Origin of the sequence: Burkholderia sp. Bp9015 (assembly GCF_003853505.1) — a bacterium.
GTDB lineage: Bacteria > Pseudomonadota > Gammaproteobacteria > Burkholderiales > Burkholderiaceae > Burkholderia.
Genome location: NZ_QTPZ01000056.1, coordinates 16,126 through 36,441, shown reverse-complemented (window position 1 = coordinate 36,441; position 20,316 = coordinate 16,126). Strand labels below are relative to the sequence as shown.

The following is a 20,316-nucleotide window of genomic DNA, read 5'->3' as shown; positions in this document are numbered from 1 at the left end:
TGACGATGAACGCCGCGTTCTGCGGGGTGAGCAGGTGGTCGTTCGCGGGATCGCGAATCGGTTCGCTTGCCATGGTTCTCTCCAGATCAGGGTGGTGGGCGGCTGGGGATCACGATCGCGCCGCCCCGTCGTGCGGACGCGATGCGATTCTGCTGCGGTGCGGTGCCACGACGATCGAAGCGCGACGGTGCGGCGCGACCTCGACGCGGCGCGCGCCTGGCGATTCGCCGGATTCGGGTGCCGGCGAGTGTCGTCAGCTTATGCGATTCGCGCGGCGGTGCGTAGCGCGCGCGGACAGAACATAGTGTTCTCGTTCATCGAACGGCATGCGGGCGCGACCGGGCGCGGCGTGCCACTACCATGAGCGGCATGATCAGGAGCACTGACAGGTGTGAAGGCGACGGTTGCCGCGCACGCAGCGATCGAGCGGCGCGGCGGCCGGCCCCAGGAGAGAGTGTTTAGATACGAGAGTGCTCCGTGCGCGGTGGCGTGTCGCCGAGGAATTCCGGCAATGCCCGCGGCGGCAACGAAATCACGAAGCGGGCGCCGCCGAGCGGTGAATCCTCGAGCCGCACGTCGCCGCCGTGCACGAGCGCGACGCGTCGCACGATCGCGAGCCCGAGCCCGAACCCGCCGGTCTGCCGGTCGCGGCTCGAGTCGAGCCGCTGGAACGGTTCGAACACGCGCGCGCGTTCGGCGACCGGGATGCCGGGACCGTCGTCGTCCACGCTCAGCACCAGCGCGCCGGACGCGTCGTGCGTCGCGGACAGCAGCACGGTGCGCGACGCATAACGTGCGCCGTTGCGGATCAGGTTCAGCAGCGCCCGTGCGACGAGTTTCGGATCGCACACGTGGGTGGCGGGCGCGCCGGTCGTCGACACGCCGAGCGTGAGGCCGCGGTCGGCGACGTCGTTCGCGACGTTGCCGGCCACGCTGTCGATCAGCGCATCGATGGCGACGTCCATCGGCGCGAGTTCGCTTGCGCCTTGTTCGAGCCGCCCGATCGTCAGCAGCTCGGTCACCAGCTCGTCGAGTTCGCGCACGTCGCGCCGCAGTTCGTCGCGGCGTTCGCGCATGCGGCCGCTTTCGTCGGATTCGGCGAGCAGCGCGAGCCCGAATTCGAGGCGCGCGAGCGGCGTCTTCAGCTCGTGCGAGATGCCGTGCATCATCTCGCGCTGCTGCTTGATCGACGCCTCGATCCGCTCGGCCATGTCGTTGAACTGCTGCGACAGCGCGTAGATGTTCGAGCGCCCGGACAGCTTCACGCGCGTCGACAGGTTGCCCGCGCCGAACGCGTGCGCGGCGGCCTGCAGCTTGCGCAGGTCGCGCCAGTGATACGAGGTCCACAGCGCGACGGCGAACAGTGCCGCGAGTGCGGTCATCCCGTATGCGTAGATCTGGATGTCGAGGTCGGCCGGTGCGATCGGGCGGGCATGCAGGACCGAGCCGTCCGCGAGCGGCATGTAGTAGTTCCTGCGGTCGTAACTGATCGCGATCCGGCCGGCGTCCAGATCGCGCAGCGGCGCGCCGCGCAGTTGCGCACGGGCGTCGGCCATCGTCACGAAACCGAATCGCTCGTTGCCGTGCTGCGCGAGTTCACGCAGCGCGAGGCTGCGCTTGCCGCCCGGATGGCGTTCGAGGTAGTCGTTCAGCACGAACGCGTAAGTGGTCAGCGCGTTGCGCTGCGCCTGTGCCACGCGCTCGTAGAAAATCCTGTTGAACGACCATTGAATGAATACGATCGAGGCGGCACAGCACAGGATCACGATGAGGTACAGCTTGATCAACGGGCGCAGCATTTAGTCGTCCCACGCGGAAGGGCTGAACAGGTAGCCGCGGCCCCAGATCGTCTTGATCCGTTGCGGCTCCGACGAAGCGTCCTCGAAGCGCCGGCGCAGCTTCGAGATGCCCGAGTCGACCGAGCGGTCGAGCCCGTCGAATTCGATGCCGCGCAACTGCTTCAGGATGTCGTCGCGGCTCAGCACGGTGCCTGCCGCTCGCGCGAGAATCAGCAACAGGTTGAACTCGGTGGTCTTCAGGTCGACAAGTTCCCCGCGCCACGTGACCGTGCGGTTCGGCGGCGAGATCGTCAGCTCGCCGAACACGAGGGCATGCGGCTGCGTGTCGGCCGCCGGTTCGGACGCGGCAGGCTGCGCGCGGCGCAGCAGCGCACGGGCGCGCGCGACGAGCACGCGCGGCTCGATCGGCTTGGTCACGTAATCGTCGGCACCGGTTTCGAGGCCCGCGACCTGGTCGTACACGTCGGCGCGCGCGGTGAGGATCAGCACGGGCACGTTGGTGAACGCGCGAATGCGCCGGCAGACTTCCATCCCGTCGAGGTTCGGCAGCATCAGGTCGAGTATCACGAGCGCGGGCTGATGCTCGCGCACCGCGGCGACCGCGAGATCGCCGCGCCGTATGACCGTCACCGCGAATTCATAGTTGTCGAGATATTCGCGCACGAGCTGGGCGAGGCGGTCGTCGTCCTCGATCAGCAGCACACGGTATTTGAGCGGATTGTCGTTCATGTTCTCCTCGGATCCGCGCGTTCAGCCTCTCCATGCCGATGAATGCGCGGCCGGCGAATTCTATCCGGCGTGGCGACCGCCGGGGCCGCGATACGACAATCGGGAACAAACGATCACAATTGAGCACACATTTTCCGCAGATTCAGGACAGTGCTGCCGCGCCGTCGTACCTAGACTTCGGGCTCCGTCACTCTTGTCTCGACATCGTGAGTCCATCCTTCCGTTCGCTGCGCTCGTTGCGCTATTGCATGCCGCTTGCCGGCCTGACCCTTGCCGCTGTCGCCCACGCCGAAAACCAGTACGCGATATCGCTCGGCGGCGGGTTCGCTCCGCGCTACCAGGGCAGCAACCAGTATCGCGCCGTCGTCGCGCCGTCGTTCTCCGCGATGTTCGGCAACGGGTTCTTCATCGACACGGCAGCCGGCGCCGGCTACCGTCTGAACCTGCCGCACGGGGCATTCGTGTCGGCGGCGCTCGGCTATGCCGGTGGCCGTTCCGACGAAAACCGTTTCGACCTGGCGGGTTCGGATCACCTGAAGGGGATGGGCCGGATCCCCGGTTCGGTGCTCGTCGGCATGCGTGCGGGCGTGCAACTGCTCGATGGCGGCGAACTGAGCGTCGCCATCGATGCGCCGGTCACGCATACGTCGCGCGGCTTGTCCGGCCACGTCGATCTCGCGGTGCCGGTATTCAAGGCCGGCCGCCACGATATCGTCGTGACCGGCAGCGTGCATGCCGGCACGGGGCGCTACATGCAGACGTTTTACGGCGTGACCGATGCGCAGTCGGCGGCGAGCGGCTTCAGGCCGTATTCGACGAGCGGCGGGGTCGACAGCGCAACGCTGTCGCTCGCATGGAACTGGGGCGTGTCGCGGCACTGGTCGGTGCATGCGACCAGCGGCTTCACGCGGCTGCTCGGACGCTATGGCGACAGCCCGATCGTCCAGACGCGCAGCAACTACTTCGGCATGGCCGGCGTGACGTACAAGTTCTGACGCGGCCGGCCTGATTCGCCTGCGCCCCGTCCGGGGAGCACGACTTCGCCGCGGATCGGTGCGGTAACATGAAGGCGGCTTCGGCTTCGGCTTCGGCTTCGGCTTCGGCTTCGGCTTCGGCTTCGGCTTCGGCTTCGGCTTCGGCTTCGGCTTCGGTGTCAGGCTGTCGAGGCGACTGCGCGGAGCCGATTCGACTCGAACGGATCGCGCAATACGGTGCCTTGCCGGCCGGTGGCGCGCAGAACCCATCATGGATCCAACGCCCGGTGCGTGCGCGCATCCCGCACCTGCCGCGCCGCGACACGGAGAAACCGATGAAGAACACGATCGCGATGCTCGCGGCACTCGTTGCGAGCGCAACCTTTGCGGGATGTGCGGACATGAACACGAAGCACCCCAACGCCACCGCCGGCGGCGCGGTGACGAACCCCGCGCCGTCGGGCGCCGTGAACGCGTGCAAGGCGGACGCCACCCCGGACGACGCGCTGATCGGCAAGACCGAGGCCGATGCGGCCGCGTTGCTCGACGGCTGCCTGTGGCGCGTGCTCGAGCGCGACGGCCGGTCGTTGCCGGGCACGATGGACTATCGCGAGGAGCGCCGCGACCTCGGCATTCGCGACGGCAAGGTGATCTGGGTGCGGCGCGGGTGAGGGATCGGGCCGGCCCGAGCGTTACTTCGAGATGTACCAGAGCGCGTCGGTGCTGACGCGTGCGCCCGGCTTCGTCGCGGCGGGCGCCTGAGGTGTCGCAACCGGCGGCGGCGTGTTCGACGTCACTGCGGTGGGCCACGTCGCAGGCGTGTTCGACGCGGTCGATGCCGTCGACGTATTGGCCTGACTCGAGGTTGCTGCCGAACCCGACGTGGACGCCGTGTCGATATACCAAAGCGCATCGGCCGATGCGGTGCGCTTGGCCGCTGCATCGGCGGTGTGTCTGGATGCGGGCGCTGCCGTCGCCGTCGCTGCCGTGGCGGCCGTCGCCCCCGAACGCTGCGTGCCCGCTGCGGGTGCCGCGCCCGCCTGAGCGGTCGTCCCCGTCGCGCCGCGCTGCGCGCGCGCCTCGAACGGCCCGAGCTGGAAGATTAACGTTTGCGCGGGACGCGTCAGAACGGCATACGGGAACTGCAGCTCCCACGACATCAGCACGCGGCCCGACGACGTCTCGGTGAAGATCGCCGGCACGTGTTTCATGTCGCTGAACTGCACGTAGATCCGCGCGCCGTCGTCGAACACCTGGGTCGGCTTGGCCTGGTCGGCGCCCGTGACGGTCCAGCCGAAGTTGTACGTGCCGGCCGGCCCGGCCGGCCCGCCTTGCGGTTGCGGCGGCGGCGCGGCAGGCGCGAGCGTGCGGGGCCGTGCGACCGGCGGTGCCGACACGCTCAGGCTGGCGAACGGGTTGTACGCCTGGACCTGTTGCGGCGGCGTGAAGGAGGGCGGAAGGATGGGCATGGGAGTATCCGGCGAATCCGGCATGGTCCGGATTGCATCATAGACCTTGCGCGCATACGCGAGGCGCTTGTCGGGCGACGCGGCGTTGTACGCGCCGATCGCGTTCCAGTTGGCGCCGAGCTGGCGGATGTTCTGCGACAGGATCCACGCGCCGACGTACGCGTTGGTGCACGCATCGAACAGGCTTTCCCGCGTGATGCCTTCGCGCGCGAGCGTCGGCAGCCAGGTGCTGTTGATCTGCATCAGGCCGATGTCGACGGTGCCGTTCGTGTTGGTGTTGACGGCGTTCGGATTCATCCCCGATTCGACCTGCGCGATGCCGCGCAACAGGCTCACGCTCACTTTCTGGAACGTGGCCGCGTCGTCGAGGCAGTCGGCCCGCGCGAACCCGTGCAGCGCGCACGACAACACGATCGTCGCGGCGATCTTCGGCGTGGCTTGGCTGATCGAACGGGCAGTCTGACGCGGCATGGCAGGATGGGGCGGAATCCGGCCGCCCGGTGCAAGGAAATTACGCAGACGCGAAGTGTGCCATAGCGCGCAGGCAAATGGCTCGCGTCAAACTTTCCTTTGCATTTGCCGGCGGATTTGTCGCGGATTTTCGCGGGCGCCGGTATCTCCGTGCGACAGGATGGAATCGGTAAAAAGGGCCGATTATCGTGCGCATGCCAGCGTGCGGCCGCTATCGGAATACTGACGCCACGCGTCAGTTGCGCGGCGAATGCGGCAATGAATGGTGCAGCGAAACGGACGATAAAAGGCGCGGCCACCGGTGCGCGGGGCGTGGAAACGGCGACGGCGGCCGCAGCCGCCGTGTCGATGCATCCCCGGCTCCCGAAATCCGGTTCCGACCGGCCGGCCGCGCGATGCCTCACGCAGCCGGCCGTCGTCGATCAGAAGCGGTGACGCAGGCCGAGGTTGACCATCGTCTGCGAGCTCGTGCCCGCATAGCCGTACGAACCGATCGACGCCTGCGCGGCCATCGACCCGCCGTTGCCGTCGCCGGTTTGGCCGCTCGCGTGCTGGTACGCGGCGGTGAGGTACACGTCGGTGCGCTTCGACAGCGTATAGTCCGCGCCGGCCGACACCTGGTGATAAGTCGCCGACGTATCGCCGCCCGAGCGCGTGTAGCTGTAGCCGAGCCCGACGAGTAGCGCATTGGTCGCCTGGTAGTTCACGAAGCCTTGCCCCGTGTTGTAGTGCTCGTTCGAGTTGAACACCGAGCTCGCGTCGCGGCGGTATTGCGCATTGCTGTAGCCGAGGCCGAACGTGAACGGGCCGGCCACATACTGGCCCGCGATGCGGGCGATGCCGATCGAATGCGCGCTCGCATAGCCGGTGTTGATCGGGCCGTCGAAGGTGCCGTCCGACGAGCTGGTCCAGCCGTTGCGCAGCCCGTTCGACGCGGGGCTGTTGGTCGCGTGGAAGTACCCGCCCGCGACGCTGAACGGCCCGTTGTTGTACGACACGGCGGCCGAATACGACTGCGCGGCGCCGGTGCTGCCGGCGATGCCGCCGAACGAGTACATCGCCGAGAACTGCAGGCCCGAATACACGGCCGACGTGTACTTCACCGCGTTGTCGACGCGGAAGCTGTTGTCGTAGTTGTCGACGTCGCCCGGCGTCGCGAACACGCTGCCGAGATAGTTGTCGGCGGTGATGCCCTGCACGAGGTCGATGAGCGGGTCGTACTGGCGGCCGAACGTGAGCGTGCCGTAGCGGTCGCTCGACAGCCCGACGAACGCCTGCCGGCCGAACAGGCGGCCGCCCTGGCCCTGCCGGCCGCTGCTCGGGTCGAAGCCGTTCTCGAGCTGGAACAGCGCCTTCAGCCCGCCACCGAGATCCTCGCTGCCTTTCACGCCCCAGCGGCTGCCGGAGAGATTGCCAGCGCTGCTGTTGCCGAGCATCCACGCGTTGTCCTTGCCCTGCGCGTGATTCACGTACGTGATCGACGTGTCGATTACGCCATACAGCGTGACGCTCGACTGCGCATGCGCGGCGGGCATCGCCGCGAACGACGCGAGCGAAATCAGCGAGAGGGTCGTGCGTTTCATTTCATCTCCTTGCGATTGGCCTGTTTTCTTGAACCGGAATGGCAGGAGACTACCGAGCCGCCGACGAACGGCAAAAACGAAATTCTCCGATGTGACATAAAGCCGACAGATGCATGCTGCGGCAAGGTCCATTGAGAGATTCACATTATTGAGAATCGTGTATCAATCGATTTGAATTTCGAGATGGCGCGACCGGCGTATTGCCGGAATCGTGATAATTCCGCACGATTTCCAGTCGAATTTCGACGACGATGCATTGGTCGTCGATTCATCAATTGATTATTTAACGAATCGAATCGCGTGATGCGGGCCGAGTGTGTTATTGCGCGCACCGCGCGAGCGATTTGGGTGTGACGCAGCGCGCCCGCGCGCGCCGTCAGCGGCGATCGGCACGGAGTGCGAGAATGCTGGCCTCGGCCGGCACGCGTCGTGCCGCTCACCAGGGAGCCCGCATGGACAGTCACATCGCTCCGGTGGAGCTGAAGAAAGCCTACCGTCTTCTCAACCACGGCCCGACCGTGCTCGTGTCGGCCCGTCACGACGGCGTCGACAACGTGATGGCCGCCGCGTGGGCCTGCGCACTCGATTTCCTGCCGCCGAAGCTGACGGTCGTGCTCGACAAGTCCGCGAAGACGCGCGAGCTGGTCGAGCGCAGCGGCACCTTCGTGATCCAGGTGCCGACGGCCGCGCAGCTCCAGCTCACGCATGCGGTCGGCAGTCACAGTCTCGCCGAGCGGCCGGACAAGCTGCGCGAGGCGGGCGTCACGCTGTTCGACGTCGCCGGCCATGACCTGCCGTTCGTCGCCGGCTGCTCGGGCTGGCTCGCGTGCAGGCTGATACCCGAGCCGCACAACCAGCAGGCCTACGACCTGTTCATCGGCGAGGTGGTCGGTGCATGGTCCGACACGCGCGTGTTCCGCGACGGTCACTGGTATTTCGAATCGGCCGATCCGGCGCTGCGCAGCCTGCACTACATCGCGGGCGGCAACTTCTATGCGATCGGCGAATCGCTGCACGTCGATCCGGACGCGCAGTAGGCAGAAAGCGGGCTTTCGTTCGCGATTCGGGCGCGCGGTTCACGCGCGCTTGTTCAATTCCGCCAGCATCACGTCGGCGAACGCCTGCGCGACGCGCGACAGCGTGCGCCCGCGTTTCGCGACGAGCGCGATCGGCCGCACGAACGCCGGGTCGTCGATCGGTTTCGCGACGAGGTCGGGCTCGGCGCGCACCTCGCGCGCGGCGGCCGGCAGGATCGTCACGCCGAGGCCGCCGCGCACCATCGCGACGGCCGTCATCATGTAGGTCGGTTCGCACGCGATGTCGGGCGTGCAGCCGGCCGCTTCCAGCGCGGCATCGACGACGCTGCGCACGCTCGTGCCCTGTGCGGTCAGCACGAGCGGCACGGCGGCGACGTCGGCGGTGCGCACGCGCCGCTTGCGCGTGAGCGGATGATCCTTCGGGCACACGGCGACGAGCCGGTCGGCGCCCGCGTACAGCACGTCCAGCGACGCGTCGAACGCGTCGCCGCCGGTCAGCCCGAGATCGGCTTCCTCGTTGCGCACCAGCGCGGTGACGAGACTCGCGACGCCGTCGCGAATGTCGAAGCCCGCGCGCGGCACGTCGCGCCGGAACGACTGGATCAGCTCCGGCAGCAGGCTGGATGCAAACGTCGGCAGGCATGCGAGCCGCACCGTGCCGCTCGCGCCTTCGCCGAGCGCCCGCGCATCGCGCAGCACGCGCTCCATGTCGTCGAGCGAGCGCTGCAGCAGCGGCAGCAGTTCGCGCCCGGTCTGCGTGAGCGCGACGCTGCGGCTGTTGCGGTCGAACAGCCGCGCGCCGACGATCTCCTCGAGCCGGCGGATCTGCACGGTCAGCGCCGGCTGCGACAGGTGCAGCCGCGCGGCGGCGCGCGTGAAGTTGCCGGCCTGCGCGACGGTGACGAACGCGCGAATGTCGCGAAGGTTTAGATCCATAACGGTTCGTGATTGCTGCAATCAAATCATTTCAATTGTGCTATCGCTGCGCCGACCTTACGCTCGTCTCCAACAAAAGACAAGGTAGGAGACACCGATGCTGCCGTTACTCGGGCTGGGCACGATCGTCGTGCTGCTGGCCGCAATTCTGTCGAAACGCATGTCGCCGCTCGTCGCGCTGATCATCGTGCCGATCGCGGCGTCGCTGATCGGCGGCTTCGGGCTGCATACCAGCAAGTTCGTGATCGACGGGCTGAAGGGCCTCGCGCCCGTGGTCGGGATGTTCGTGTTCGCGATCCTCTATTTCGGGACGATCACCGACGCCGGCACGCTCGACCCGATCATCGACCGCATCCTGCGCGCGGTCGGCACGCGGCCCACGCGGATCGTGATGGGCACGACGCTGCTCGCGCTGCTGATCCACCTCGACGGCTCGGGCGCCGTGTGCTTTCTCGTGACGATTCCCGCGGTGCTGCCGCTTTACGACCGCCTGAAGATGGACCGGCGCGTCCTGGCCGCGGCCGTGTCGATGGCCGCGGGGATCAACTTCCTGCCGTGGACGGGGCCGATGATCCGTGCGTCGGCCTCGCTGCACCTGCCGGTGTCGGCGCTGTTCAATCCGCTGATTCCGGTGCAGGCGATCGGGCTCGTGTTCGTGTTCGGCGTCGCGTACTGGCTTGGGCGGCGCGAGGAGAAGCGGCTCGGACTCTCGCGCGACGATGCGTCGATTCCGCTGCCGACCCGGGCGCTCACGCCCGACGAGCAGGCGCTGCGCCGGCCGCGCCTGTTCTGGTTCAACCTGCTGCTGACGCTCGTCGTGCTCGGCACGATGGTCGTGATGGGCGAGAAGATCCCGCCGGCGATCATGTTCATGGTCGGGCTGTGTGTCGCGCTGATGGTGAACTACCCGGACGTCGACATGCAGAGGAAGCGCATCGACGCGCATGCGCGCGCGGCGCTGATGATGGCCGGCATCCTGCTCGCGGCCGGCGTGTTCACCGGGATCATGCAGGGCAGCGGGATGCTGAAGGCGATGGCGCAGGCGGCGGTCGGCTTCGTGCCGCCGTCGATGGCCGGCCACATTCCGGTCGCGCTCGGCCTGGCGTCGATGCCGCTCAGCATGCTGTTCGATCCCGATTCGTTCTACTTCGGCGTGCTGCCGGTGATCGCCGAAGTGGCCGGCCAGCTCGGCGTGCCGGCCGTGCACGTGGGGCAGGCCGCGCTGCTCGGCCAGATGACGACCGGGTTTCCGGTCAGCCCGCTGACGCCCGCGACGTTCCTCGTCGTCGGCCTGTGCGGCATCGAGCTGGCCGAGCACCAGAAGTTCACGTTCCCGCTGCTGTTCGGCGCCTCGATCGTGATGACGATCGCGTGCGTCGTGATGGGCGTCTTTTGATTTTTTTCCCGGCGCGCGAGCGCCGGATCACGGTACCGACATGACAGCAAAGCCATCACACGAACGGCGCGTGCGCATCGGCGCGGGCGCCGGCTACTCGGGCGACCGGATCGAGCCCGCGGTCGAGCTGGCCGAACACGGGCAGCTCGACTATCTCGTCTTCGAGTGCCTGGCCGAGCGCACGATCGCGCTCGCGCAGCAGGCGCGGCGCAAGGATCCGGCGCTCGGCTACGATCCGCTGCTCGACGCGCGCATGCATGCCGTGCTGCCGGTGGCGGCGGACAAGCGCGTGCGGATCGTGTCGAACATGGGCGCGGCGAACCCGCGCGCGGCCGCGCGGCGCACCGCGCGGATCGCGCAGTCGCTCGGCCTCGCGGGGCTGAAGGTCGCGGCGGTCGAAGGCGACGACGTGCTCGACGTCGTGCTGCGCGGCGCGTTCCGCTTCGAGGAGTCGGGCGACGAAGTCGCCGCGTATCGCGACCGCATCGTGTCCGCGAACGCGTATCTCGGCGCCGCGCCGATCGTCGATGCGCTCGCGGCCGGCGCGGACGTCGTGCTGACCGGGCGCGTCGCCGATCCGTCGCTGTTCGCCGCGCCGCTGATCCACGCGTTCGGCTGGCGGATGGACGACTGGGACACGCTCGGGGCCGCGACGGTCGTCGGCCATCTGCTCGAATGCGCGGGGCAGGTGACGGGCGGCTATTTCGCCGACCCCGGCTACAAGGATGTGCCGAACCTCGCGCGGCTCGGCTTCCCGATCGGCGAGGTCGCGGCCGACGGCTCGGTCGTGATCACCAAGGTGCCGCACGCGGGCGGCCGCGTGAGCGCGGCGACCTGCAAGGAACAGCTGCTGTACGAGATTCACGATCCGGCGCGCTACCTGCAGCCCGACGTCGTCGCGGATTTCACGCGCGTGGCGGTGGCGGAGGAGGCGCCGGACCGCGTGCGCGTGACGGGCGGGCGCGGCAGCGCACGCACCGGGACGCTCAAGGTGTCGGTCGCGTATGTCGACGGCCATATCGGCGAAGGGCAGATCTCGTACGGCGGGCCGGGCGCGCTGGAACGCGCGCGGCTCGCGCTCGACATCGTCCGCGAGCGGCTCGCGCTGACGGGCGTGGCCGCGACCGAACTGCGTTTCGATTTGATCGGCGTGGATGCGCTGTACGGCGACGCGACGCCCGCCGTGCGCGGCGAGCCGGCCGAAGTCCGCGTGCGGGTGGCCGGCCGTGCGGCGAGTGCCGCCGAGGCCGCGCGGATCGGCAACGAAGTCGAGACGCTCTATACGAACGGGCCGGCCGGCGGCGGCGGTGCGTTCAAGTCGACGCGCGAGGTGATCGCCGTGCAGTCGGTGCTGCTGCCGCGCACGGCCGTGACGCCGTCGTTTTCTTTCGTGGAGGCATGATGCAATTGCGTGAACTGGCGCATGCGCGCACCGGCGACAAGGGCAATACGCTGAACGTATCGGTCATCTGCCGCGATCCGCGTCACTACGAACACCTGCGCGCGCATCTCGATGCGGCCGCGGTGAAGGGATGGCTCGCGGGCATCGTGCACGGCGACGTCGTGCGCTACGAGCTGCCGGCGCTTGCCGCGTTCAACTTCGTGCTGCGCGACGCGCTCGGCGGCGGCGTCACGCGTTCGCTCGCGCTCGATGCGCACGGCAAGTCGGTCAGCTCGGTGTTGCTGGCGATCGATGTGCCGGAGCCTGAGTGACGACGTGGCGGCGTGCATCGCCAACCGGCCGCGTTCGCCGCCAGGTTCGTGCTCACGGAATCAACCACTCGCGACGCCCGTCCGCGTGCTCGATGCGTTCGCCCGCGATGTGCAGGCGCTGATCCGCACGATAGTCGTAGACCGCGCGCGATGCGGCGACCTGGTCGAGATCGAGTTCGACCGTGTGGCGCGATTCGCCGTTGCCGGCTTCGAAGATCAGGTTTCCGAACGGATCGGCCGCGAGGCTGCCGCCCGCGAACACGACGTCGTGCGCACCTGCGCCGACGCGGTTCGCGACGACCGCGAACACCTGGTTTTCCATCGCGCGGGCCGAGACCGACGTGCGATGCACCTGACGGTACGGCTCCATGTTGCCGTCGGTCACGAGGATCAGCTGCGTGCCGAGCGCCGCAAGCGCGCGGCCGGTTTCCGGAAATTCGCTGTCGTAGCAGATCAAGAGGCCGATCCGCGCGCCGCGCCATTCGACGCTCGCGTAGCGGTCGCCGGGCAGCACGACGTCGCGCTCGCTCAGCCACAGATGTGTCTTGCGATAGCGCAGCGCGATGCCGTCCGGCGTGACGAACACGGTCGTGTTGTAGAAGCGCCCGCCGTCGTTCTCGATCAGCCCGGCCACCACCGCGACGTTGCGCGCCCGTGCGGCCGCGATCACCGCGCCGATGCTCGGACCGTCGAGCGGCTCGGCCACGCGCGCGAGATTCGACGGATCGAGAAAACCGGTGAGCTGCGCTTCCGGAAACATCACGATGTCGGTGCCGGGCGCGCAGCTCGCGATGGCGTCGAGCGTGCGCCGCAGGTTGTACGGTGTGTCGCCGTCGCGGCCGGCCAGCTGCACGATGTCGAGTTTCAATTTCATGGGCGGGTTCGGTGGCAGTGGCTCGTCGCGCGATGCGGCGCAAGGGTGGGGAGGAGCGTCAGTATGCGCCGAACGCGCCGGTTTCCCATCCCGCCGACGCGTTAGCGCTTGCGATGCCGCGCCGCCCGCGCATCACACGTACAGGTAGCGCACGAGGTGGAAGAACACCGGCGCCGCGAAGCAGACCGAGTCGACGCGATCGAGCATCCCGCCGTGGCCCGCGATCATCGAACCCCAGTCCTTGGTGCCGAGCGAGCGCTTCACGGCCGACAGCACGAGGCCGCCGACGAAGCCCGCGATCACGATCGCGAGCGAGATCCCGAACGCCGCGCCGAAGCTGAACGGCGTCACGCGATACAGCGATGCGCCGCACAGCGTCGCGAGCAGGCCGCCGCCGACGAAGCCTTCGACCGTCTTCGACGGCGACAGCTGCGGCGCGATCTTGCGGCGCCCGCACAGCTTGCCGACCACGTACTGCAGCACGTCGCTGATCTGCACGACGAACAGGAAGAAGAACAGCAGCAGCGCGTTCTGCCCGGCGTAGCGCGGAATGTCGAGGATCAGCACGGCCGGCGCGTGGCTCAGCCCGTACACGCACACCATCAGCGCCCAGTTGATCTTCGCGTTGCGGCTCAGGAATTCGCGCGTGTCCTGCGTGAGCGCCGACACCAGCGACATCGCGAAGAACAGGTGTACCGGAACGAAGATCGAATACATCCCGTACCAGTTGATCCCGAGCAGCAGGTACTGCACCGGAATCGCGACGAAGAACGCGATGAAGAGCGTCGTATGGTCGCTCGCGGTCGTCGGCGTGAGCGTGATGAACTCGCGCAGCGTCAGGTACGACAGCAGCGCGAACACCAGATACGTGACGTTGTTGCCGAGGCTGATCGCGATGACCATGATTGCGATCATCGCCCACCACGCGCGGATGCGCTGGTTCAGGTTGACGATGGTCGCGCTCGCGCCGCCGCTGCGCGCGCCGAGGATCGCACCGATCACGGTCGCGAGCACCAGCACGCCGGTGACGCCCGCGACCAGTTCCCAGAAAAGAGTTCGCATGAAGAGGTCCGGAAAAGGGAGAGGTGGGCGCCGCGTTCAGCCGGCCGGCCGCTGCGGCGGCGCGAGCGCGACGATCGCGTCGCGCATGCGGGCGAGGAAGGTCGGCTTGTCTTCGCCGGCGCCGAGCGCGTCGTTCGCGCCGAAGTGCACCTTGCAGATCAGCGGCACGGGCCAGATCGCGCCCTTCGGCATGATGCGCTGCAGGTTCTCGAGATAGACCGGCGCGAGCGCGACGTTCGGAAACTCGGTCGCGAGATGGAACAGGCCGCTCTTGAACGGCTGCGGCAACACGTCCGCGCCGCGCGTGCCTTCCGGGAAGATGATGATCGAGTGGCCTTGCCGCAACGCATCGCGCACCGGGTCCAACGGGTCGCCGCCGCTTTCGCGGTGACGGTCGATCAGCACGACGTTCAGCAGCTTCTGCGCGATGTGGCGCTTCAGGTCGCCGCTGTCCCAGTAATCGCGCGCGGCGACGGGCCGCACGACCGCGCGCACGTCGCGCGGCAGCGCGGCGAGGATCGCGAGCGTGTCGATGTGGCTCGTGTGGTTCGAGAAGTAGATCTTCTGCGTCGGGGAAGGCGGCGCCTGATGCCAGACCGGATACGCGCCGGCGACGAGCCGCACGATCGACAGCAGGAAATCGCGCTGCCAGATGTTCAGGATGTTCATCGGCGCCGCGCCTCCTGCGTGCATGCCCGCGCGGCCGCGCGGGCGCGGCGGGCGGAATCCCGGAATGCCGGCGCGGCAGGATGCGCGCCGGACGGCCATTGTTCAAGTTTTTTCAAATTCGTGGCTGCCTGTCGCAGGGCCGCGATCATCGGACGATGCGCCGGCAGAGTTGCGTTGCGGCGAATGCGCCGTTCGACGGCGTGATAATCGGCTGTTGCACGAGCGCCCGGCGACAGTTCGAGTGAATTGCTGCGCTCACGGGCCAGCGGATTATCGCGAGTTTCCGTCGAAAACGCCAGATTGCCCGGCGCGGCGCGCGGCTTGACGCGTCGGGGCCGCTCGGCGACGATTACGACCACCTGTCGAAAGCCGCCGCCGGCGGTTGCGCCGCCCGGGGCATGGCGGCGACGAACGTATCCGAACGTGCCGAACCAATAAAACGATGAGCCTTTACGCACTCAAACCGAAATTCCAGAACCGTCTGCGTCCGTTCGCGGATTCGCTTGCCGAGCGCGGCGTCACGGCCAACCAGGTCACGCTGTTCGCGGCCGGCGGCTCGATCGTCGTCGGCGCGCTCGCGGGGCTCGGCGTGTTCGCCCGCGTGCTGTTCCTGCTGATTCCGATCTGGCTGTTCGTGCGGATGGCGCTCAACGCGATCGACGGCATGCTCGCCCGCGAGCACGGGCAGAAGAGCACGCTCGGCGCGTACCTGAACGAGCTCGGCGACATCGTGTCCGATGTCGCGCTCGTGCTGCCGTTCCTCGCGATTCCCGCGTTCGCGCCGGCAGATGTCTGGCTGTTCGCGCTCACGGCGATCATCGTCGAATGCGCGGGGCTGATCGGCCCGCTCGCCGGTGCGACGCGCCGCTACGACGGCCCGTTCGGCAAGAGCGACCGCGCGCTCGCGCTCGGCGCGTTCGCGCTGTGGATCGGCTTCGGCCTGCCGGTCGGCGGTGTCGCCGCGTGGCTGTGGCGCGTGCTGATCGTGCTGTCGATCGTGACGGCGGTGCGGCGCGTGCAGGCGGGCGTCGCCGAAGCGGGTGGCTGACGGCGGCTGGCGGCCGTGGCGGGACCGGCGCCGGAGGGGGGCGCCGCATGATTCGAATAACGAAACGAGAGAGATCGCATGAGCGCACGCATGGCCCGCGAGGCCGGCTTCGTCACGCACGACGGCGACACGCTGTTCTAGCGTCACTGGCCCGCGACGGGCCCGCGCTGCCGCGACGCGATCGTGCTGCTGCATCGAGGCCACGAACATTCGGCGCGCGTCGCGCACCTCGTCGACTCGGCGAGCGTGACCGCGCGCAGGCGCTCGCGCCGCTGCGTGCGTTCGAGCTGCGCGGGCTCGCACAGGCGGTGCCGCCCGGCGGCTATCTCGTCTGCACCGGACAGCCGTGGCATCCGCAGCTGGAATTCATCGCGCGTGCGCTGAACAATCATCGCGGCGAGGCGACCTGGGTGATGCGCCGCCGCTCGCAGGCCGGGATGGACGAACTCGTCGCGCGCGCGGGCTGTCGCAAGCTCGACCAGCGGATCGCGAGCTGGGCATCTTCACGGTCGGCCTCGCGAAGCGGGTCGACGCGTCATGAGCGCGCTCGGGTTGTGCCGGGCCGGCGTGCTGGTCGCGATCGTGCAGTGGATCGTGGTCGGGGCGGCGATCGCGGTGCCGCAGTCCGGTCAGCCGTGCGCGAGCGGCCCGGCTGGCCGAATGGGCCGGGCGTCCCACGTCACGCGTGGCATGCCCGTTGCGTCCGCGTGCGCTTCACCTCGTACATCGCCTGGTCCGCATGCTCGATCAGCGCGTTCATGTCGGTGCCGTCTTCGGGCAGCATCGCGACGCCGACACTGACACCGAGCCGCAGCGGCTGCCCCTCGAACTCGAACGGTTCGGCGACCTGCCGGGCGAGCCGTGCGCGTTGTGCGTCGATGTCGTCGCGGCTGCCGACGTTCGGCAGGATCACCGCGAACTCGTCGCCGCCCACCCGCGCGACCGTATCCGAGCGCCGCACGGCGCCCAGCATCCGCGTGGCGGCCTCGCGCAGCGCGGCGTCGCCCGCGCGGTGGCCGTAGCCGTCGTTGATCGGCTTGAGCCCGTCCATGTCGATGTTGAGGATGCCGAGCCGGCCGTTCGCGCGCAGCGCCGTGTGCATCGACTGGCGCAGGCGGTCGTAGAACAGCGCGCGGTTCGGCAGGCCGGTGAGCGCGTCGTGCGTCGCGCGCAGGTACAGCTCGTTCGCCTCGTTGCGCGCCGCGTGGAACATCGCCGCGGCGATCAGGTCGGCCGTGAGCCGCAGCGTGCCGGCGTCGGCGGCCGAGAAGCCGTCGACCTCCGGCGACATCACCTTCAGCACGCCGACCGTCGTGTCCGCATGGGTGAGCGGCATCACCAGCATCGAGCGCAGCCCGACGCGGCGGCAGGCATCGCGATCGACGCGCGGGTCGGTTTCCGAATCCGTGCAGCGCAGCAATTCGCCGCGCGTCACGCACAGGCCCGACAGGCTGCCCGAGCGGCGCAACCGCAGCCCGAGCATCCCGGCGGCGGAACCCGACGCGGCGCGGTACACCATGTCGTCGCCTTCGGCGAATTCGACCGCCGCGCCGCTCGCGCCCGTGAGTTGCGGCACCTGCTCGGTCACATAAGCCATCACGCTGCCGAGGTCGAGGCCGAGTTTCGCGATCTCGGTCTGGGTGGCGATGATGCGCAGCAGCGTGTCGGGGGAAGGGGTGGCGGTGTCGACGATTTGATCCAAGTCAGTTTTCCATGAAGAAAGCCCGGCACGCGGCGCCGGCTTGCGGTAGCATACGCGCCGCCCACGCGGCAGCGCGTTCCGGGCGGCCCGCAAGGGGTCGCATCCGGCATCCGGCATCGGTATCCGGACGGTTCGCCGGCGCGACGGTTCGCCGATCCGGCAGCGTCGGCAGTATGCCGATCGGTCCGGCCGGCAGCAACGGCGTAATTCTTGCCATTCAGTCGCCGCACGCAGCATTTCCGACCGTATTGAGTTGTTTTTCGCTTCGTCAGCGCGAATCAGGGTGAGTTTTGTCCTGATTTTGAGATAGTGTGACGAATGTGCGAGCGCCGGTGCCAGGCGCGCACCGTCCGATGGACCGGCAGCGGAAGAATGCGCCGCGTCGTTTCGATACATGCATTCAGGCCAGACTTTGAGGGGAAGCAGTGGGGATGTGCACTCACGGGCATAGCTGCTTTGGGCGCGTCGACAGCGGCGCGCTTGATCACCGGACGACCACGACGATGCGGAGCCGCGCATGAAGCCGGCCGTGTCGCTGTTCGTCCTGTCGCTCGCCACGTTCGGCGCGTTTCATGCGGCCGCGCTGTCGGCCGCGCCGATGCCGGCCGCGTCGGCATCCGTTTCGGCGTCCGCCGGCAGCCCGGCCACGCCTGCGCTTGTCGACGGCGCGGCCGCATCGAGCGCATCGGCCGCATCGAGCGCCGCCGGCGCGACGCCCGCCGGCCTGCCGGCGACGACCGTGCAACTGCCGTTCGCGTCGCTCGGCGCGTTCGATCCGGTGCACCTGCGCGGCGCCGACGATGCGCGCACGATCCATGCGGGCGTGCGGCTCGACCGCGTGGTCACCGGCGCGCGGCTGCGCCTGACCTATGCGTATTCGCCGTCGCTCGTGTTCCCGATGTCGCACCTGAAGGTTTCGGTGAACGACGAGGTGGTCGCGACCGTCCCGTTCGACGCGACGCGCGCGGGCCGCACGGTCACGCAGGACATCCCGATCGATCCGCGCTACTTCTCCGATTTCAACCAGATCGGCCTGCGCCTGATCGCGCACTACTCGCTCGATCACTGCGAGGACCCGTCGAGCTCGGCGCTGTGGGCCGACGTGAGCCCGACGAGCGAGCTGATCCTCGACGAGTCGCCGGTGCGCCTGCCGAACGATCTCGCGCTGCTGCCGGCGCCGTTCTTCGACCGGCGCGACAACGGGCGCTTGCGGCTGCCGTTCGTGCTGCCGGCGTCGCCCGACTCGGCGACGCTGCGCAGTGCCGGCGTGCTCGCGTCGTGGTTCGGCGCGCAGGCCGACTACCGGCAGGCGCGCTTCCCGGTCGCGGCGACGCTGCCGGCCGACGACCAGGCGGTGGTGGTCGGCACGGCCGCGACCTTGCCGGCCGGCCTCGCGCTGCCGTCGGTCAACGGCCCGCTGCTCGCCGTCGCCGACAACCCGGCCGCGCCGGGCCGCAAGCTGCTGGTCGTGACGGGCCGCACGGCAGCCGAGGTCGACGATGCGGTCGCGGCGCTCGTGCTCGGCCGCGCGGCGCTGTCGGGCCCGGCGGCGACGGTCGCGCACGTCGATCTCGGCGCGCCGCGCAAGCCGTACGACGCCCCGCGCTGGCTGCCGGTGAACCGGCCGATCGCGTTCCGCGAACTGGTGTCGGATCCGCGCGAACTCGAAGTGCGCGGCACGTCGCCGGACGCGATCCGGCTGAACCTGCGGGTGCCGGCCGACCTGCATTCGTGGAACGGCTCGGGCGTGCCGATCACGCTGCGCTACCGCTACACGGCGCCGACCGTGCAGGACAACTCGACGCTCGCCGTCGAGATCAACGAACAGCTCGTGAAGTCGTACCGCCTCGGGCCGGCCCATGCCGAAGACGCGCGCGGGCGCATGCAACTGCCGCTGCTGGCGGTGCCGGAAGGGCGCGTGACGAGCGATGTCGATATCCCGGCGTTCCGCGTCGGCAGCGGCAACCAGCTGCAGTTCCGCTTCACGCTCGATTCGCAGAAGACGGGGCTCTGCTCGAGCACCGCGACTGAGCCGCAGCGCGCGGCGATCGATCCCGATTCGACGATCGACTTCTCGCACTTCGTCCACTACGCGCAGTTGCCGAACCTCGCATTCTTCGCGAACAGCGGCTTCCCGTTCACGCGCTTCGCCGACCTGTCGCAGACGGCGGTCGTGATCCCGGACCGGCCGTCGCCGCAGGAGCTGGAAACCTACCTGACGATGCTCGGCCACATGGGGCAGTGGACCGGCTTCCCGGCGCTGCGCGTGCAGGTCGCGCGGCCCGGCGACGTCACCGCGCTGGCGGGCCGCAAGGACCTGCTCGTGATCGACGGCTCGCCCGCGTCGCCGCTGCTGTCGCACTGGCGCGCGGCGCTGCCGCTGGCGATCGACCAGCAGGCCGGCACGGGCGCGACGCGTGTCGCGTTCTCGGTGAAGGAGCGCTGGCGCAATGGCGTCGGCATGGCGGACGGTGGCGCGCATATCGAACAGACGGGCGCGCTCGCCGCGCTCGCCGGGTTCGAACTGCCGGGCAGCCACGGCCGCAGCGTCGTCGCGCTGACCGCGACCGACCAGACGCGCCTGGCCGACCTGCTGGACGTCTTCGAAAAGCCGGGCCTCGTGTCGCAACTGCAGGGCGACCTCGCGCTGGTGCGGCCGGGACAGGTCGACAGCCTGCGCGTCGGCGATCCGTACGTGGTCGGTTTCGTGCCGTGGTATGCGCGCGTCTGGACGCAGGCGGCGCGGTACCCGGTGGCGCTCGGCGTGGTCGGCGTCGTCGCGGGGCTGTTGCTCGCGCTCGGCGTGTTCAGCGTGCTGCAGAAAATCGCCGCGCGCCGCCGGGGGATGTAACGG

At 68.8% G+C, this 20,316-nt stretch carries 18 protein-coding genes and 2 pseudogenes; 9 read left to right on the top strand and 11 right to left on the bottom strand.

The window, feature by feature from the left end:
• From DIE12_RS35765 to DIE12_RS35755, 3 genes and pseudogenes are all read right to left on the bottom strand, one after another.
• Positions 1-73, bottom strand: a pseudogene (locus DIE12_RS35765) (hydrolase); the annotation flags it as partial.
• 385 nt (positions 74-458) lie between these two features.
• Positions 459-1,799, bottom strand: coding sequence for an ATP-binding protein (locus DIE12_RS35760; RefSeq protein ID WP_124523919.1), 1,341 nt, complete (start codon positions 1,797-1,799; stop codon positions 459-461).
• The gene (locus DIE12_RS35755; RefSeq protein WP_124523917.1) at positions 1,800-2,528 is read right to left on the bottom strand and encodes a response regulator; all 729 of its coding nucleotides are present in this window, start codon (positions 2,526-2,528) and stop codon (positions 1,800-1,802) included.
• 248 nt (positions 2,529-2,776) lie between these two features.
• Between DIE12_RS35755 and DIE12_RS35750 the strand changes: the two genes are divergently transcribed.
• Both DIE12_RS35750 and DIE12_RS35745 read left to right on the top strand, forming a co-directional pair.
• On the top strand, positions 2,777-3,523 hold the full coding sequence (locus DIE12_RS35750) for a MipA/OmpV family protein (protein ID WP_124523922.1): 747 nt from the start codon (positions 2,777-2,779) through the stop codon (positions 3,521-3,523).
• A 314-nt stretch (positions 3,524-3,837) separates the two neighbouring features.
• Positions 3,838-4,173: a hypothetical protein gene (locus DIE12_RS35745; protein ID WP_124489505.1), complete on the top strand. Its 336-nt coding sequence runs from the start codon at positions 3,838-3,840 to the stop codon at positions 4,171-4,173.
• Between the two features lie 21 nt (positions 4,174-4,194).
• Here DIE12_RS35745 and DIE12_RS35740 read toward each other — a convergent pair whose 3' ends face one another.
• Positions 4,195-5,442 (bottom strand): transglycosylase SLT domain-containing protein, encoded by a 1,248-nt coding sequence (locus DIE12_RS35740; RefSeq protein WP_124523915.1) that lies wholly within the window; start codon positions 5,440-5,442, stop codon positions 4,195-4,197.
• Positions 5,443-5,864: 422 nt separating this feature from the next.
• On the bottom strand, positions 5,865-7,025 hold the full coding sequence (locus DIE12_RS35735) for a porin (protein ID WP_124489503.1): 1,161 nt from the start codon (positions 7,023-7,025) through the stop codon (positions 5,865-5,867).
• A gap of 452 nt (positions 7,026-7,477) precedes the next feature.
• Here DIE12_RS35735 and DIE12_RS35730 point away from each other — a divergent pair, with 452 nt between their 5' ends.
• Complete coding sequence (locus DIE12_RS35730; RefSeq protein WP_124523913.1) at positions 7,478-8,062, top strand: flavin reductase family protein; 585 nt, start codon at positions 7,478-7,480, stop codon at positions 8,060-8,062.
• A 39-nt stretch (positions 8,063-8,101) separates the two neighbouring features.
• Here the strand turns inward: DIE12_RS35730 and DIE12_RS35725 are convergent, their stop codons facing one another.
• Complete coding sequence (locus DIE12_RS35725) at positions 8,102-8,998, bottom strand: LysR family transcriptional regulator (RefSeq protein ID WP_124523911.1); 897 nt, start codon at positions 8,996-8,998, stop codon at positions 8,102-8,104.
• A 97-nt stretch (positions 8,999-9,095) separates the two neighbouring features.
• Here DIE12_RS35725 and DIE12_RS35720 point away from each other — a divergent pair, with 97 nt between their 5' ends.
• From DIE12_RS35720 to DIE12_RS35710, 3 genes are read left to right on the top strand one after another with little or no spacing between them, the layout of a single operon-like run.
• Positions 9,096-10,394, top strand: a complete 1,299-nt coding sequence (locus DIE12_RS35720; RefSeq protein ID WP_124523909.1) for a CitMHS family transporter — start codon at positions 9,096-9,098, stop codon at positions 10,392-10,394.
• Between the two features lie 40 nt (positions 10,395-10,434).
• Positions 10,435-11,796, top strand: coding sequence for an acyclic terpene utilization AtuA family protein (locus DIE12_RS35715; RefSeq protein ID WP_124523907.1), 1,362 nt, complete (start codon positions 10,435-10,437; stop codon positions 11,794-11,796).
• On the top strand, positions 11,796-12,107 hold the full coding sequence (locus tag DIE12_RS35710) for a hypothetical protein (RefSeq protein WP_124489499.1): 312 nt from the start codon (positions 11,796-11,798) through the stop codon (positions 12,105-12,107). Before DIE12_RS35715 ends, DIE12_RS35710 begins: the two co-directional genes overlap by 1 nt.
• A gap of 52 nt (positions 12,108-12,159) precedes the next feature.
• Here DIE12_RS35710 and DIE12_RS35705 read toward each other — a convergent pair whose 3' ends face one another.
• From DIE12_RS35705 to DIE12_RS35690, 4 genes are all read right to left on the bottom strand, one after another.
• On the bottom strand, positions 12,160-12,981 hold the full coding sequence (locus DIE12_RS35705) for a carbon-nitrogen hydrolase family protein (RefSeq protein WP_124523905.1): 822 nt from the start codon (positions 12,979-12,981) through the stop codon (positions 12,160-12,162).
• 132 nt (positions 12,982-13,113) lie between these two features.
• The gene (locus DIE12_RS35700) at positions 13,114-14,043 is read right to left on the bottom strand and encodes a phosphatidate cytidylyltransferase (RefSeq protein WP_044848429.1); all 930 of its coding nucleotides are present in this window, start codon (positions 14,041-14,043) and stop codon (positions 13,114-13,116) included.
• Positions 14,044-14,079: 36 nt separating this feature from the next.
• Positions 14,080-14,712, bottom strand: a complete 633-nt coding sequence (locus DIE12_RS35695; protein WP_124489497.1) for a lysophospholipid acyltransferase family protein — start codon at positions 14,710-14,712, stop codon at positions 14,080-14,082.
• Positions 14,709-15,170: a hypothetical protein gene (locus tag DIE12_RS35690; protein WP_260426331.1), complete on the bottom strand. Its 462-nt coding sequence runs from the start codon at positions 15,168-15,170 to the stop codon at positions 14,709-14,711. Before DIE12_RS35690 ends, DIE12_RS35695 begins: the two co-directional genes overlap by 4 nt.
• On the opposite strand from DIE12_RS35690, the gene DIE12_RS35685 reads away from it, so the two are divergent.
• Both DIE12_RS35685 and DIE12_RS35680 read left to right on the top strand, forming a co-directional pair.
• Positions 15,155-15,760 (top strand): CDP-alcohol phosphatidyltransferase family protein, encoded by a 606-nt coding sequence (locus tag DIE12_RS35685; RefSeq protein WP_124489496.1) that lies wholly within the window; start codon positions 15,155-15,157, stop codon positions 15,758-15,760. The two genes, DIE12_RS35690 and DIE12_RS35685, sit on opposite strands and share 16 nt — an antisense overlap.
• A 287-nt stretch (positions 15,761-16,047) precedes the next feature.
• Positions 16,048-16,301 (top strand): annotated as a pseudogene (locus tag DIE12_RS35680) (class I SAM-dependent methyltransferase family protein); the annotation flags it as partial.
• 138 nt (positions 16,302-16,439) lie between these two features.
• Here the strand turns inward: DIE12_RS35680 and DIE12_RS35675 are convergent.
• Positions 16,440-17,462, bottom strand: coding sequence for a sensor domain-containing diguanylate cyclase (locus DIE12_RS35675; protein ID WP_044848432.1), 1,023 nt, complete (start codon positions 17,460-17,462; stop codon positions 16,440-16,442).
• A gap of 517 nt (positions 17,463-17,979) precedes the next feature.
• Between DIE12_RS35675 and bcsB the strand changes: the two genes are divergently transcribed.
• Positions 17,980-20,313, top strand: a complete 2,334-nt coding sequence (gene bcsB, locus DIE12_RS35670) for a cellulose biosynthesis cyclic di-GMP-binding regulatory protein BcsB (protein WP_124523903.1) — start codon at positions 17,980-17,982, stop codon at positions 20,311-20,313.
• Positions 20,314-20,316 lie beyond the last annotated feature (3 nt).